The sequence below is a fragment of the Kitasatospora sp. NPDC127035 genome (genome assembly GCF_042726075.1).
Classification (GTDB): domain Bacteria; phylum Actinomycetota; class Actinomycetes; order Streptomycetales; family Streptomycetaceae; genus Kitasatospora.
Genome location: NZ_JBHXDN010000003.1, coordinates 7,047 through 20,499, shown reverse-complemented (window position 1 = coordinate 20,499; position 13,453 = coordinate 7,047). Strand labels below are relative to the sequence as shown.

Annotated in this window: 11 protein-coding genes and 1 pseudogene; 5 read left to right on the top strand and 7 right to left on the bottom strand. The window is 73.9% G+C overall.

Going from position 1 to position 13,453, the window contains the following annotated elements; translation table 11 throughout:
* Positions 1-115: 115 nt before the first annotated feature.
* Positions 116-2,863 (top strand): M4 family metallopeptidase, encoded by a 2,748-nt coding sequence (locus ACFWIC_RS02125; RefSeq protein WP_380515042.1) that lies wholly within the window; start codon positions 116-118, stop codon positions 2,861-2,863.
* A 116-nt stretch (positions 2,864-2,979) separates the two neighbouring features.
* On the opposite strand, the gene ACFWIC_RS02120 is transcribed toward ACFWIC_RS02125, so the two are convergent.
* Positions 2,980-3,465, bottom strand: a complete 486-nt coding sequence (locus tag ACFWIC_RS02120; RefSeq protein WP_380515040.1) for a DUF1877 family protein — start codon at positions 3,463-3,465, stop codon at positions 2,980-2,982.
* Between the two features lie 226 nt (positions 3,466-3,691).
* Between ACFWIC_RS02120 and ACFWIC_RS02115 the strand changes: the two genes are divergently transcribed.
* Both ACFWIC_RS02115 and ACFWIC_RS02110 read left to right on the top strand, forming a co-directional pair.
* Complete coding sequence (locus ACFWIC_RS02115) at positions 3,692-4,354, top strand: hypothetical protein (protein WP_329949437.1); 663 nt, start codon at positions 3,692-3,694, stop codon at positions 4,352-4,354.
* A gap of 202 nt (positions 4,355-4,556) precedes the next feature.
* Positions 4,557-5,462, top strand: a complete 906-nt coding sequence (locus tag ACFWIC_RS02110) for an aminoglycoside phosphotransferase family protein (protein WP_380360123.1) — start codon at positions 4,557-4,559, stop codon at positions 5,460-5,462.
* Positions 5,463-5,700: 238 nt separating this feature from the next.
* Here the strand turns inward: ACFWIC_RS02110 and ACFWIC_RS02105 are convergent.
* From ACFWIC_RS02105 to ACFWIC_RS02090, 4 genes and pseudogenes are all read right to left on the bottom strand, one after another.
* A pseudogene (locus ACFWIC_RS02105) lies at positions 5,701-5,973 on the bottom strand (GNAT family N-acetyltransferase); the annotation flags it as partial.
* A gap of 81 nt (positions 5,974-6,054) precedes the next feature.
* Entirely contained in the window at positions 6,055-6,216 is a 162-nt protein-coding gene (locus ACFWIC_RS02100) for a hypothetical protein (RefSeq protein ID WP_329949439.1), read from the bottom strand.
* 396 nt (positions 6,217-6,612) lie between these two features.
* On the bottom strand, positions 6,613-7,332 hold the full coding sequence (locus ACFWIC_RS02095; RefSeq protein WP_380515035.1) for a transposase: 720 nt from the start codon (positions 7,330-7,332) through the stop codon (positions 6,613-6,615).
* Positions 7,333-7,436: 104 nt separating this feature from the next.
* A complete protein-coding gene (locus tag ACFWIC_RS02090; RefSeq protein ID WP_329879113.1) occupies positions 7,437-8,012 on the bottom strand; it encodes a TetR family transcriptional regulator in 576 nt (191 codons plus the stop codon).
* Between the two features lie 368 nt (positions 8,013-8,380).
* On the opposite strand from ACFWIC_RS02090, the gene ACFWIC_RS02085 reads away from it, so the two are divergent.
* On the top strand, positions 8,381-9,649 hold the full coding sequence (locus ACFWIC_RS02085; RefSeq protein ID WP_380360128.1) for a sensor histidine kinase: 1,269 nt from the start codon (positions 8,381-8,383) through the stop codon (positions 9,647-9,649).
* Positions 9,650-9,752: 103 nt separating this feature from the next.
* Here the strand turns inward: ACFWIC_RS02085 and ACFWIC_RS02080 are convergent, their stop codons facing one another.
* Entirely contained in the window at positions 9,753-10,514 is a 762-nt protein-coding gene (locus ACFWIC_RS02080) for a methyltransferase domain-containing protein (RefSeq protein WP_380360130.1), read from the bottom strand.
* A 271-nt stretch (positions 10,515-10,785) separates the two neighbouring features.
* Entirely contained in the window at positions 10,786-11,541 is a 756-nt protein-coding gene (locus ACFWIC_RS02075) for a TetR/AcrR family transcriptional regulator (protein ID WP_329883469.1), read from the bottom strand.
* Positions 11,542-11,778: 237 nt separating this feature from the next.
* Here ACFWIC_RS02075 and ACFWIC_RS02070 point away from each other — a divergent pair, with 237 nt between their 5' ends.
* Positions 11,779-13,314: an APC family permease gene (locus ACFWIC_RS02070; protein ID WP_380515030.1), complete on the top strand. Its 1,536-nt coding sequence runs from the start codon at positions 11,779-11,781 to the stop codon at positions 13,312-13,314.
* Positions 13,315-13,453 lie beyond the last annotated feature (139 nt).

Below are 13,453 nucleotides of genomic sequence, written 5' to 3'. Positions count from 1 at the left end.
GCTGGTCCGATCGCCTGGACGGGCCGCGCCTCCGCGACCGAGCATCGAGTGACGCATCGTCACATCAGCGTCTTCGTGTCGCCTGTGCCGCATCCGCATCCCCCGGAGGACCGCAGTGCATCACCGTTCCCGCTTACCCGAGAAGCCCCGAGGCGTCGGCGCCGCCCTGAGCCTGGCGCTGGCCCTGGCGTTGAGCGCGTCGCCCGCCCTGGCCGCGCCGCCCTCCCCGGCCACCGAGCCCGACCCGGTCCCCGGCCTGGTGGCCGGGGAGGGCACCGCCGCCCCGCAGCTGGTGACCGGACTGTCCGAGCCGGCGCCCGGCAGTCCGGCCGAGGCGGCCCGGGCCCATCTCGCGGCCCATCCCGACCGCTACCGCATCGACACCGCGCAGCTGACGGAACTCGCCGTCGAGCACGCGGCCGAGGGCCGCGACACCGTCAGGTTCCAGCAGCACCACGGCGGCGTGCCGGTGCTGGGCGGGCAGTACCTGGTCCGCCTGGTCGGCGAGGGCGCGGACCGCACGGTGGAGTCGGTCGGCGGCAAGTACTTCACCGGGCTGACCGCCCCGACCACCCCGGCCGTGTCGGACGAGGCGCTGCGCGGGCTCGCGCTCGACTCGGTCGCGGACCGGGGCGCCCGGGGCGGGGCCACGGCGGAGGACGGCGGCCGGATCGTGCTCCCGGGCGGCGGCGGGCGGCTCGTCCAGCGCTTCGTCGTCCGTGCCGCCGACCCGGCCACCGGGGCGCCGCTGGTCCGCGAGGTCTTCGTGGACGCCGTGCGCGGCGTGGTCGCCCTCGCCCGCGACACCCGGGCCCCGTACCCGACCGGGGGAGCCACCGCCCCGGGCACCCCGGCCGCCGCAGCCGCCCCGGCGGCCGACGTCGGCGTGCCCGTCATCGGAACCGCCCCCGACATCCTCGGCCGCACCGTCCCGGTGAACGTCGCCCGCCGGCCGGACGGCAGCCACCAGCTCGTCGACCTCACCCGGGGCGCCGGCATCTTCACCTACGACGCCGCCGGGGAGGACGCCGGCGCGTTCCGGGGCCCGATGACCGGCCGGTCACCGGTCTCCTCCCCGGGCCCGGACTTCCCGGCCTCGACCGGTACCGGCGGAGCGACGGACGCGCACCTCAACGCCGCCGCCGCGTACGACTTCTTCCGGGACCGGCTCGGCCGGAACGGGCTGGACGGCAAGGGCGGTCCGATCGTCTCCGTGGCCAACACGAGCGAGGGCGGCAAGCCGAGCCTGAACGCCTTCTGGGACGGGGTGAAGATGGTCTACGGCAACGGGGACGCCACCTACCGGCCGTTCTCGGTGGCGATGGACGTGGTCGGGCACGAGCTGACCCACGCCGTCGTCCAGCACACCGCCGACCTGGACGGCTCCGCCCAGCCCGGGGCGATGAACGAGGCACTGGCCGACTACTTCGGCAACGCCATCGAGGTCACCACCCGGGGCATCCCGATGACCGACCCCCGTGCGGCCCTCATGAACGAGAGCCTCTGCCGCACCGGCACACCCGAGGAGTGCGCGCGGCGTCGCCTCGACGACCGCCGTACCACCGTCGACGACTACATCGGGGCCTGGAGCGACGTCGACAACAGCGGCGTCCACCTCAACGCCACCATCTTCGGCGGGGCGCTGTGGGACATCCGCCGGGCCCTCGACCCGCTCGTCGCCGACCGTCTGGTCTACCGCGCGATCACCGAGTACCTCACCCCGCTGGACGAGTTCGTCGACGGCCGCAACGCGGTGCTCGCCGCCGGCCGCTCGCTCGGCCTGAGCCGCGCGCAACTGCGCACGGTGGCGGCCGCGTTCGACGCCCACGGCATCAAGGCCGGCTGGCAGAGCCGGATCGGCATGGACAGCCGCGGGCTGCTGCGGAGCGCCGGCATCGAGGCTCCGCCGGCCGTGGCCGGGGGTCACTGGGTGGCGAGCGGACGGGACGACCCGAAGAGCGTCGACGAGTCCCTCTACACCGGCTCCGTCACCGCCCCCGGTACCCGGACACGGCTGAGCCCGCCGGACGGCCGGATCCACCTGTCCCCCGACACCGACGGAAGGACCGCGGTCTGGCAGGCGATCGGGTTCGGGGTGACGGAGGTGCTGGCGCGCCCGCTGTCCGGCGGCCCGGTCCGCAGCGTGTTCAACTCCCCGGACTACGGCATCAACGGCGCCCGGATATCCGATGGGCAGATCGCCGTCCTGGTCACCTCCTGGGCGGACGGCCGGAACCGGCTCCTCGTGTTCCGCGACGGGGCCGACCCGGTGGACATCCCGGTGGCCGAGGGTCACCGGCTGTCCGACCTCGCCTTCAAGGACGGTCTGCTCGGCTGGATCGAGAGCTGGAACGCCGAGGGGGCCACCTTCTCGGCGCCGACGGTCTACTCCCTCGCCGCCGGCCGGATCACCGCGCAGTACCCGGAGAGCTTCCCGGCTGGCGACAGGCCGGGCCAACTGACCTCCGCGCAGTTCGCGGGCGGCCGGCTGCTCTGGTCGCGGTGGGCGGCGCCCCCGGACCTGCGGGTCGCGATCCGGTCCGGTGCCGTCGACGGCTCCGGTGTGACCGACGTGGTGCCCGCCGACTCGCCCTACGCCCCGACGGCCGGGGAGTTCACCGCCTCCGACCGGGTCGTCACCTACCAGCGTGGTGGCGCCAAGCCGAGCGGCGGCTGGACGAACGCGGCGCTCCCCAAGCTGTACCAGGTGCCCGTCACCGGCGGCGCCCCCGTACGGCTCTCCTGCAACCGGGGTGTCCAGGCCTACCCGGCCGCCGACCGGGGCACCCGGGTGCTCTGGCTGGACTACAGCCCCGGCCGCATCGACCTCGTGGTCCGCGACCGCCCGGCCGGCACCTGCTGATCCGTTTCGCGAGCAGTGGCCCCGTGCGGGCGGGGCCACTGCTCGCCGGACCGTGCGCCCCCGCCCGGTCGGGGGCGCACGGTCAGCCGCTGCCGGGCGGGGTCGGGTGACGGGTCCTACTCGGTCCAGACGAGTACCGCGTGTCGGTAGCGGGCAGCCGTGTGCAGGAAGTCGGCGAGCGAGCGGTAGTGGCCGGATGCCAGGTGGAGCGCTTCCCCGTCCGTCCAACCGGCGGGCAGCGGAACGGCGGTGGCCAGCTCGGCCGGGGTGATGCCGTCGACCAGCGCGCCGGGCGGGAGGTCCGCGAACGCCCCGTCGGCGGCGCCGACCCGCTCCGGGGTGAGGCAGCGCGGTGGTCCGTACCCCCACTGCCCGGCGCCGGGGAGCTCCGCCTCCCCGTGGATGACGTCGACGGGGAAGTCGTGGCGGCGGAGCAGGAAGTCGAGTACCGGCCCGGCCCGCCCGGTCTCGTGCAGCCGCCCCCGGGCGGCCGCCTCGTCCACGTCCTCGTCCAGTTCGGTGACCCACTCCCGCACCCAGCCGGGTTCCGCCGCCGCGCGCTCCAACTGGCGTGCGCTCAGCCGCAGGTATCGCCCGTTCATGCCCATGGCCCCTGAGCCTAGGACCTCGACCGGCGAGATCAACCGCGGGGTCGGCCCTCACGCCGCGTCATGGTGCCCGTGCGGTGCAGGTGACCGGCCGGGTCCGGTTCGGGGCCCTGTTCCGGGGCCCTGGTTCGGCAGGGGCGACGAGCCGGAACGACCAGGTGATCATGTGGTTTGATGTGCGCTGCTGATCTTGAGGTGAAGGACGAAACGGGGCACCGCGATGGACAAGATGAAGCGGCACGGACGCAATCTCGCACTGGCGGCGGCGGTCGCCGCGCTCGCACTGGGCACGGGCGCGTGCAGTTCCGGCGGCGGCGCGGCGATCCGGGCCGCGGTGGTGCTGTCGGAACCGGACCAGGTGCAGGACGCGCTGCCGAGCCCGGCCTCGCTCCCCACTGGCTGGGGCCTCTCCTCCGGTTCGAAGCCGCCGCAGGCCATCGGGCAGGCCGAGGCGTCCAGCACCTGCCGGAAGAAGCTGTCGGTCGACTGCGAGGGCCTCGAACTCGGCGGCTCCGTCCGCTACGAGCTGGCCGCCGACACCGACAACGACATCCGCTTCACCCTGCTGACCTTCGACACCGTGGAGAACGCCGGCCCCGTCTTCGAGGCACTGGCGGCGTCCCTGGAGAAGGCCGACGACGACGTGCGTCCGATCACCTTGAAGGTGGCCGCCGACCAGGCGCGGGGATTCGAGCAGCCCGCCGATTCGGCTGATTCCGGGGACGGGACCGTCGCCTCGTCCACGGCGATGCGGGTCGGCACCGTCGTGGCCCTGATCGAACTCGACGAGGACGAGCGGGACCACAAGACGCTCCAGCAGTTCGCCACGCTCCAGGCGGAGCGGATCAAGCAGGTCCAGCAGGGCGCCGATCCGGACGCCTGACGCCCCCGGATGCCTGACGCCCCCGGACGCCTGACGCCCCCGGGCGGCGGCCCCCGGCCCCGAAGTCGCTCGGCGGCTCGGTAGGTCCGGCCGGCCCGAAGTGATCTGACGGGACGCCAGAACGGTTCCCCGACCGGCGGGACCGGAGTATCGGCCGGTAACTCGCTTGCGGTGCACGGAAGGCCGGGCACAGACTTCGCCCGTGACCGACATCTCCGTCGAAATCTCCGCCGAACTCGTCCGTGCGCTGGTCTCCGAGCAGTTCCCCGAGTGGGGCGGCCTTCCGGTCCGGCCGGTCGCCCGTCAGGGCTGGGACAACCGCACCTTCCGGCTGGGCGACGACCTGGTCGTCCGCCTGCCCAGTGCCGAGGGCTACGTCGCCGGCGTCGAGAAGGAGGACTGCTGCCTCCCGCTCCTGGCGGAGCACCTGTCGACGCCCGTGCCGGAGCCGGTCGCCACCGGCCGTCCGGGGGAGGGCTACCCCTTCTCGTGGTCGGTGCGGCGCTGGCTGCCGGGCGGCACCGTCGACGACGCCGGGGCGCCGGGGGCCGCCGACGCCGTCGACCGCACCCGGCTGGCCGCCGACCTGGGCGCGTTCCTGACCGAACTCCGCGACGTCCCGGCGGTCTACGGCCCCGCGGCCGGCCGCCACTCGTTCTTCCGGGGCTGCCATCCCAGCGTCTACGCCGACCAGGTGGAGAACGCCCTCCACGTGCTGCGGGACTCCGTCGACGTCGCCGCCTGCCGGGCGGTCTGGGCGGGCGCCCTGACCACGGCCTGGCCGTCGTCCCCGGTGTGGTTCCACGGCGATGTCGCCCCCGGCAACCTCCTCGCCGTCGACGGAGGGCTCTCCGCGGTCATCGACTTCGGCACCTGCGGTACCGGCGACCCGGCGTGCGACCTCGTCATGGCCTGGACGTACTTCACCGGCGACGAGCGGAAGGCGTTCCGGGAGGCCGTCGGCCTTCCCGACGACACCTGGCGGCGGGCACGCGGGTGGGCGCTGTGGAAGGCGTTGGCGACGACGGCCGGTCTGTCCGGCCCCGACTCCGGGGGGCTCCAGGCCCGGGTCCTCGTCGAGGTGCTCGACGACCCGGTCGTCGGCTGACCCGCCCGGGCCCGCTCACCGCGCCCCGCTCACCGCGCCCCGCTCACCGGGCCCCGTCCTGCGGGGCCTTGACGGCCGGTGCGGCCACGCCCCGCGCGACCGGTGCACCTCCGGGCCGGTTCCTGCTGAGGTCGCGGGCGTGGACCAGGGCTTCGCGCAGCAGTGCGACTAGGGCGTGTATCGAAAGCACGGACAGGCCGGACGGGGTGATGTCCCGGTCCGGCCCGTCCGCTCTCTGCTAAAGGTCGAGCTGATACTGGTGTGTCGTGTGCGTGGGTGTGTAGCCGAGACCGTCGTGGACCCGTCGCATGCGCGCGCTGCTGTCGGCGGTGTCGGTCAGGAGGTCACCGAGGTCCGGATAGTCCCTGTGGGCCTGTCGGATCGACTCGGTCTTCATCCATCGGCCGAGGCCGTGACCTCGGTGCTCGGGCAGCACCCCCGTGCCGCAGTGCTGGCCGTCACCTGTGCCGTTGCCGGGGATGACGAGTTCGGTGAAGGCGGCGATCGAGCCGCAGAGTTGAGCTCGGCCGCCTCTTGACTGACCCCTGACCTGACGGCGAAACGCCGCGGCTTGCCAGGGCGTTTCCTCAGTTCAGCGCAAGCCGTCTGTGTCGTCGTGCTCTTCGCCGACCGGGAGTGGCCGACGGTCCTCCACCGGGTCATCGCTGTAGATGGCCGCGGAGACCGCGCTGTCGTAGGCATCGTCGAGGCCGTCACCGCTTGCGCCGAGTATGTTCTCCCAGTCAATTCCCATACCTACGAGCCTACCCGTAGTGTTCGAGGAACCGAGCGATGTGGGCGTTGAGCTCGTCCGCCTGGGCAAGGATCGCAGCTTCCTCTCCTGGAAGGTGGGCGGCGCGGCCAGCCTCGTCATCGGGCCAGGTGTTCTGCCTCGGGAGGTTGTGGACGGCTGGGCAGTTGAGTCCTATGGGTCGGTACAGTCGCGTGCATGCTAGAGCCAGTGCCGCGTGTAGTTGAAGCGGGCGGTCGTACCGTGGACGATCCAACCGAGGAGGTTCTGCACGACCTGCTGTTACCAGGTCGAGTACCGCGAAGGCAGTGCAGACAAGCACTACCAGGCCCACGTTCCAAGGCTCCATGAAGTGTTCGGCCCAGAGGAGTCGACCGCCAAGGTGATGATGGACTGGGCTCACGATCGACAGGGCTGGCGGGAGGCGTAGGCCTTGTCGGCCCGCACGCGGTTGGGGCGGACGTGTGGCCGTCCCGGACCGATGCGGGGCACGCGGGCCTTGTCCAACACGGGTTCGAACTGCGGGGAGTCGCCGCGCTGCCCGGCCGTGATCACGATCGACATGGGTTTCTGACCCTGCTCGACGGTCAGGTGCAACTTGGTGGTGAACCCGCCGCGTGAGCGACCCAGTCCGTGATCCTCGGGTTCGGTGAACACACCGCCTGGCGGTTCCTTCTGCAGCTCGCCCTGCCTGCGGGCCCCAGCCGCATGCTGATGAGCACGACAGACCGTGGAGTCGACGCTCAGGTCCCACGTGATCCTCCCCTTCGCGTCGGCCAAGGACTGCAGCCGGGTGAAGACCTGATGCCAGGTGCCGTTCCGCTGCCACCGGCGGAACGGAAGGATGTCCGTGCCGCACGCCACGACGGCGGCCACGCCCTCGAAGGCGAGGACGGGCACGCCGTAGGCGGACTCCACGGGGTGGCGCGGCACCAGGCGGGAGAGTCGGTCGCAGAGGTCGGGGTGCGCATGCAGCTGCCGGTTGCCCAGGGTGAGGTCGTTCGGGCCGCGCGGCAGGGTCGAACGCTCGCGGAAGTAGTCCAACAGGGCGCGGTTCTCCGGCAGTTCGGGCAGTGCCGGGGCCGGGGTCGGATCCGGGACGTGCTTTCGCCGTCGCATGCGACCGACCCTGGCGGTCCGACCCGGCGCACCGACAGGGCCGGGCGCGGCCGTCCCGGGCGCCGGTGCGGATCCGCGACGGGTCCGCGACGGATCCGCGTAGGTCAGGGCGTCACGAGGCGGTCGACCGCGGCGTTGACGAGTGCGTGGCGCTCGGCCTCCGAGAGGACGTCGGGGAGGGTGAGCTGCTCCACGATCAGCCAGTTGAACGCCAGGTAGAGCAACCGGACGGTGGTCTCGTCGCCGGGCAGGCCCGAGGCGAGGTGGAAGGCGACGTTGGCGTCGAGATCGGCGCGGACGCGCTCGGTCAGGACCGCGCGCAGGTCGGGGCGCCGGGTCGCTTCGAGTCGCAGTTCGAGCAGCGCCAGGTAGCCGGTGCGGAACGAGCTGACCCGGTCGACGAGTTCGTGCATCGACGCGGCGTACGACTCCCGGTCCGTCACGCCCGTCTGCCGGCGGGTGATCTCCGACTCGTCGGGGCGGAGGCGTTCGTAGACCCGGGCGCTGGCCTGCGTGAGCAGGTCGTCGCGGTTGGCGAAGTAGTTGGACGCGGTGCCGACCGGGACGGCGGCCTCGGTGTCGACCGCCCGGAAGGTCAGCCCGCGCGCTCCTTCCCTGGCCAGAACCTCGATCGCGGCGTCGACGAGGGCGGCTCGTCGCTCGTCGTTCCTGCGCGCCATGGACACCACTCCGGTTGAAGTACTACGGCCTGACCGATTCGCTCAGAGTACTGCACCCGAGAGCGGCGCATGCGCAAGCTCGCGTCCCACCTCGCGGTCTCCGTCCACGGCCGCCTCGCCGGTCCCGGCGAGGAGTTCGGCCCTCCACCCGCACCTCCACCCGTACCTCCGCCCGTACGGCGATCGGTACCGCCCCGTACGGAGCCGGGAGGCGGGCCGCGGCCCCCGCCGGGTGGACCGGCGCCGCTGCGCCGGGACCGTTCCCGGGGGCAGGTCCGTGCGCCGCTCGCCGCCGGTGCGGCCGTCGCGGCCCGCTGTGCAACCCTGTCCCGGGAGTGGCCGGGAGGCCGGACGCAAGGGGAACAGACATGTCCATGAGTCGACACACCGGGTCCGAAGACGCCCGGGAGCCGCTGCACACCGACGGCGCCGGGCCGCCGTGGTCCCGTAGCGACGCGCTCGTGGCCGTCGGCGCCTGCGCGATGAACCTGCTCAGCTACGCGTTCCTCTCCGGCCTCGACGGCCGGTACCAGGTGAGCCCGGCCGGACTCCTCCTCGTCGGGGCGGCTGGCCTGCCGCTGCTCGCGCGGCGCCGTCACCCGGCGACGGCGCTGGCCGCCGTCCTGGCACTCGACGGGATCGCCTCCCTGGTCCTTCCGCTGCCCCCGCACCTCGGTGCCGTCCTCGTGGTCGCCCTGTACTCGGCGGCCCGGGCCCACTCCGGCCGGGGGACGGCCGTCGCGGCCGTCGCGACGGTGTCGGTCACGCTGCTGAGCCAGAATCCCGGCCGGTGGCCGCTCTGGCAGGACGCCCTCTCCCCGGTCCTCAGCACCCTGATGGTCGTCGGCGCCGCCATGGTGGTCGACCGCTGGCAGCGTGAGATGGCGATCAAGCGGACCCTGCTGGCGGAGCGCGCGGTGGCGGACGAGCGCCGTCGCATCGCGCGGGAGCTGCACGACATCGTGGCGCACCACATCACCACCATGCAGCTGATGGCCGGCGGCGCCCGGGCCAACCTCGGCCGCGACACCGAGGTCGTGCGCGAGGCCCTCGTCTCGCTGGAGGGCTCCGGACGGATGGCCCTGCGCGAGATGCGCCAACTGCTCGACGTCCTGCGCGCCGACGACGAGCCGGAGACCGCGCCGTCGCTGCCCCAGCCCGGCGTCGACGACCTCGACCGTCTGCTGGACGAGTCCCGCCTCGCCGGACTGCCGACCGCGCTCGACGTCCGCGGGCCGCGGCGTCCGCTGCCGCCGACCGTCGGCCTCACGGTGTTCCGGGTCGTCCAGGAAGCCCTCACCAACACCCGCAAGTACGCGGGGCCGGCCCGCGCGACCGTCCGGCTGACGTACCGCGAGGACGGGATCACCGTCGAGGTGCGGGACGACGGCTGGGGCGTGCTGCCGCAGGACGGCGTCCGGGCGGCGGGCTCGGGCGGCTACGGCCTGGTGGGCATGCGCGAGCGCGTCACCCTGCACGGGGGCACCCTCACGGTCGGCCCGCAGGCTGACGGAGGCTTCGCCGTGGTCGCCGACCTGCCGCTGCCGCCCATCGGGGCGGCCGGGGCGACCGACGGGGCCGACGGGGCCGCGGCACCCGCCGGGCACGGGGCGGAACGCGCGGCGTCCACGCCCTGACCGACCCGGACCCCGGGCCACGGACCCCGGACCGCCGGGACGGGGCACGGCCACGGCCCGCCACCACGGGATCGACCCCCCGGCACCCGGTTGCGCGTGCGCGTCAGGCGACGGCCCGGGCGATGACGGTGACCGCCGTCTCGGCGAAGAAGAACCTGCCCTCGGCGGCCGCCAGGCGGACGGCCGCGTCCCAGTCCGCGACCTCCTGGGCGGAGACCGGCCCGCGCCCCGTGGCCGCGGCGCCGGACACCGCCTCGCGGATGTGGCCGATGCGGCGGGCGGCGTGGCCCTCCAGCACGGTCGAGGTGGTCACCAGGGGGACCACGTCCTCGACCACCAGCGGCGAAGTCCCGAGCAGGCCGGGGAGCTTCCGCCCGATCCGGCCGTCGACGTGCGACATCCACGGCTGCTGGTCGTCGGTGAACGCGTGGCAGACGCGGCGGTCCAGCTCCCGGGGCGCGCCCGCGACCATCAGTGAGTCGAAGTCGACGTGGGCCACCACGGCGCGTCCTCCCGGGCGCAGCACCCGCGCCACCTCGCGAAGGAGCGCGGCCGGGTCCGCGAGGCACTCCAGGACGTTGTAGGAGACCACCGCGTCGACGCTGTCGTCCGCCAGGGGGAGCGGGCCGGACAGGTCGGTCACCCGCAGCTCGGCGCCGCCGGGGTGGTCGGCCAACAGCGTCCGGGCGGCCTCGACGTCGGCCGTCGACACGTCGAACCCGATCAGGCGGGCCGAGGGCAGCCGGCGGGCGAAGGCCGCGAGCGTGGGACCTCGCCCGCAGCCCAGATCCGCCACCCGGCCGCCCGGGGGCAACTGCGCGGAGTCCACCAGCAGCTCGTGTATCGCCTCGTCGGTCTCGGACACGGCTCTCCCCTTCGTCGGTCCGCGGGCCTGTCACCGGTCCGTCGTCCACGCGGGCCGCCGTCGCCGGGGGCAGCCGTCGCGGGGGTAGCCGTCCTGGTCCCGGTGGCTCGACGCCTCGGCGAGGGAAACCTATCCGAGACGGCGGCGGCTCCCCACCGGATTTCGGGGCTCCGCACCGACCGGGCACCCGGCCGGTGCCGCCCGCCGACCACCTGCGGGAACGGGCAGTGGCCCGACGCGGGGCGCCTGGCCGCCGCCGCTCGGGCCGCCGTCACCGTCCGCGCTCGGCGCCACCGCCCGTCTTCCCGCCCGTCGCGGCGTTCCCGTCGGTCGCCGCCAGCCGGGCCGCCGCCGCCTCCAGGAGCAGCTCCAGCGCGAACGGGTACCCGCTGCGCCGCATGTCCTGGGCCAGCAGGCCCGCGGTCGCGGCGATGTTCGGGTGGGTGGAGGCGTCCAGCCGGCCGTACCGCGCCTGCCAGACCTCCAGGTCGGCGGCCTGGGCCGCGGGCGGCAGGGCGAGCGCCGCGGCGTCGAGGGCCGCGAACGCGAGGCCCTGGTCGACGAAGGCGTGGTAGATCCGGACGGCCTCGACGTCCGGGAAGCCGGCGCCGCGCAGCACGCCGAGGATCCGCTCGACGGCCCGCATCTCGTGCTCGCGCCCGGTGGTCCGGTGGGCGGCGAGTATCGCGGCCTGCGGGTGGGTCTGGTAGGCGGCGTGCAGGCGCAGACCGATCTCGCGCAGATCGGCGCGCCAGTCGCCGGTGGGCCGCCAGCCCTTCTGGGCACGGCCGACGAACTCGTCGGCGAGGGCCAGAAGCAGGTCGTCGGTGCTGTGGAAGTACCGGTAGATCGCGCTCGGATCGGCGCCGAGGGCGGCGCCCAGGCGCCGGACGGTGAGCGCCTCGGCGCCGTGGCTGCCGACCAGCCGCAACGTGGTGTCGACGATCAACTGTTCGGACAGGACGACGCCCTGCTTGGTGGGTCGTCTGCGCCGCCGGTGCGGCTCCGGGACTACTCGCTCGGCCATGGCGGGAGCTTATGACAACGGCATTGACGTGTGAACGGGCCCGGCGGTTTCATGGCTCGCCAACCGGCCGTTCGGCCGAACCCCCCCCACGATCAAGGCGGTGATCCTTTGGCCGGTACGTCCAAGGACACGGGTAACGGTCCGAGATTCGGCGCACCCGGCGCGACTGGAGCCCCCGGGTCCGCCGGTGCCACCGGTACCCCCGGCGGACCCGGAGCCCCCGGCGCGCCTGCGGCCATGCGCCGCTCCATCGGTATCGGTGGCAGCGTCACCATCGCGGCGACCTGTACCGCGGCCACCACGAGCATCGGCATCGGACTCGGTCTGACCGCCGGCGTGGTCGGCCTCCACCTGCCGGCCATCATGCTGCTGGCCTTCCTCCCGGTGCTCTGCATCGCCGGCGCCTACGGACGGCTCAACCGGGTCGAACCCGACGCGGGGAGCAGCTACAGCTGGATCGGCCGCACCCTCAACCCCTGGCTGGGCTTCCTGTCCGGCTGGGTCAGCGCCCTCGGCACCGTCGTCTTCATGGCGTACACCACGACGGTGACCGGCTCGGCGCTCGTCCAGCTGGCCGACCAGGCCGGCGTGCGCAGCGTGGCGGGGCTGCGGCTCGACCCGGAGTCCACCCTCCAGTGCACCCTGATCGGCCTGACCGTCCTGATCGGCGCCGCACTGGTCGCGGTACGCGGGCTCGACCTCGCGGCCCGGCTCCAGAAGTACCTGCTGGTCTTCGAGTACGCGGTGCTGCTCGCCTTCTGCGGCTACGGCCTGTTCGCGGGGGACCAGCCGTTCTCGCTCCAGTGGTTCAACCCCTTCGACATCCCGTCCCCCGAGGCGCTCGCCCAGGGCATGGTGCTCGCCGTGTTCTGCTACTGGGGCTTCGAGTCGGTCTTCAGCGTCGGCGAGGAGGTCCGTCACCCGCGCGAGGCGTTCCGCGCCGGGTTCATCGCGCTGGCCATGATGCTGACGCTGTTCCTGCTCGCCGGCACCGCCTTCCAGCGGGTGCTCCCGCTCGACGAGCTGGCCGACAACGGCGCCCAGGGCCTGACGTACTTCGGTGCGAAGCTCGCCGACCAGCCGCTGGCCGCGCTCCCGCTGATCGCCCTCACCTTCTCGGCGGTCGCCTCGCTCCAGGCCTCCGTGATCCCGACCGCCCGCGGGATGTACGCGATGGGCCGCGACGGCACGCTCGGCCCGGTCTGGATGCGGCTGCACCCCAGGTACGGGACCCCGGCCGCCGCCACCCTCCTGATCACCGCGATCGCCGTCGTGCTCGCGCTGCTGTCGGTGTCCATCCCGGTCGTCAACGACCTGATCTCGGCCGCCGTCAACGCGATCGGCATCGTCGTGGCGCTCTACTACGCGCTCACGGCGATCGCCGCCGCCGTCCGCTTCCGGCACCTGCTGCGGACCGCACCGCTGGAGGGGCTGCGCGCCGTCGTGGCGCCGGTGGTGGGCGCGATCGTCCTGCTGGCCGTCGGCGGGTACCTCGTCCGGACGTTCTACGTCTCCACGGACCACTTCGAACTGGCCGCCGACAACGGCTGGTTCAACCTGATGGTGCCCGCGCTGATGATCGTCACCGGGCTGGTGGCCGCCGCGTGGGCCCGCTGGTACCGCCGATCGCCGTACTTCTTCCCCCACGCCGCCGATGCCGCCGCAGCCGACGGCCCCACCGGCCCGTCCGGCGACGGCCCGTCCGGCAACGCCACCACCCACGGCAACGCCACCACGTCAGGGAGCGCCGCCGCCCGCGGCAACGCCGGCTGACCCGCCCGGCGCCCTGCGGCGGGGCCCCGCGGACACCTCCCCGCGCCGGCCCCCCCCCCCCCCGGCGCGCCCCCCCCCCCCCACGCGGACCCCCCCGACCAAGTACACCACCCACAGCACAACCACGGATAAGCTGAAC

Coding starts and splice junctions, on each gene's coding strand:
- ACFWIC_RS02120 (WP_380515040.1), bottom strand. CDS start 3,465: ATGAACGGGCGATACCTGCGGCTGAGCGCACGCCAGTTGGAGCGCGCG.
- ACFWIC_RS02115 (WP_329949437.1), top strand. CDS start 3,692: ATGGACAAGATGAAGCGGCACGGACGCAATCTCGCACTGGCGGCGGCG.
- ACFWIC_RS02100 (WP_329949439.1), bottom strand. CDS start 6,216: ATGGGAATTGACTGGGAGAACATACTCGGCGCAAGCGGTGACGGCCTC.
- ACFWIC_RS02095 (WP_380515035.1), bottom strand. CDS start 7,332: ATGCGACGGCGAAAGCACGTCCCGGATCCGACCCCGGCCCCGGCACTG.
- ACFWIC_RS02090 (WP_329879113.1), bottom strand. CDS start 8,012: ATGGCGCGCAGGAACGACGAGCGACGAGCCGCCCTCGTCGACGCCGCG.
- ACFWIC_RS02085 (WP_380360128.1), top strand. CDS start 8,381: ATGTCCATGAGTCGACACACCGGGTCCGAAGACGCCCGGGAGCCGCTG.
- ACFWIC_RS02075 (WP_329883469.1), bottom strand. CDS start 11,541: ATGGCCGAGCGAGTAGTCCCGGAGCCGCACCGGCGGCGCAGACGACCC.
- ACFWIC_RS02070 (WP_380515030.1), top strand. CDS start 11,779: ATGCGCCGCTCCATCGGTATCGGTGGCAGCGTCACCATCGCGGCGACC.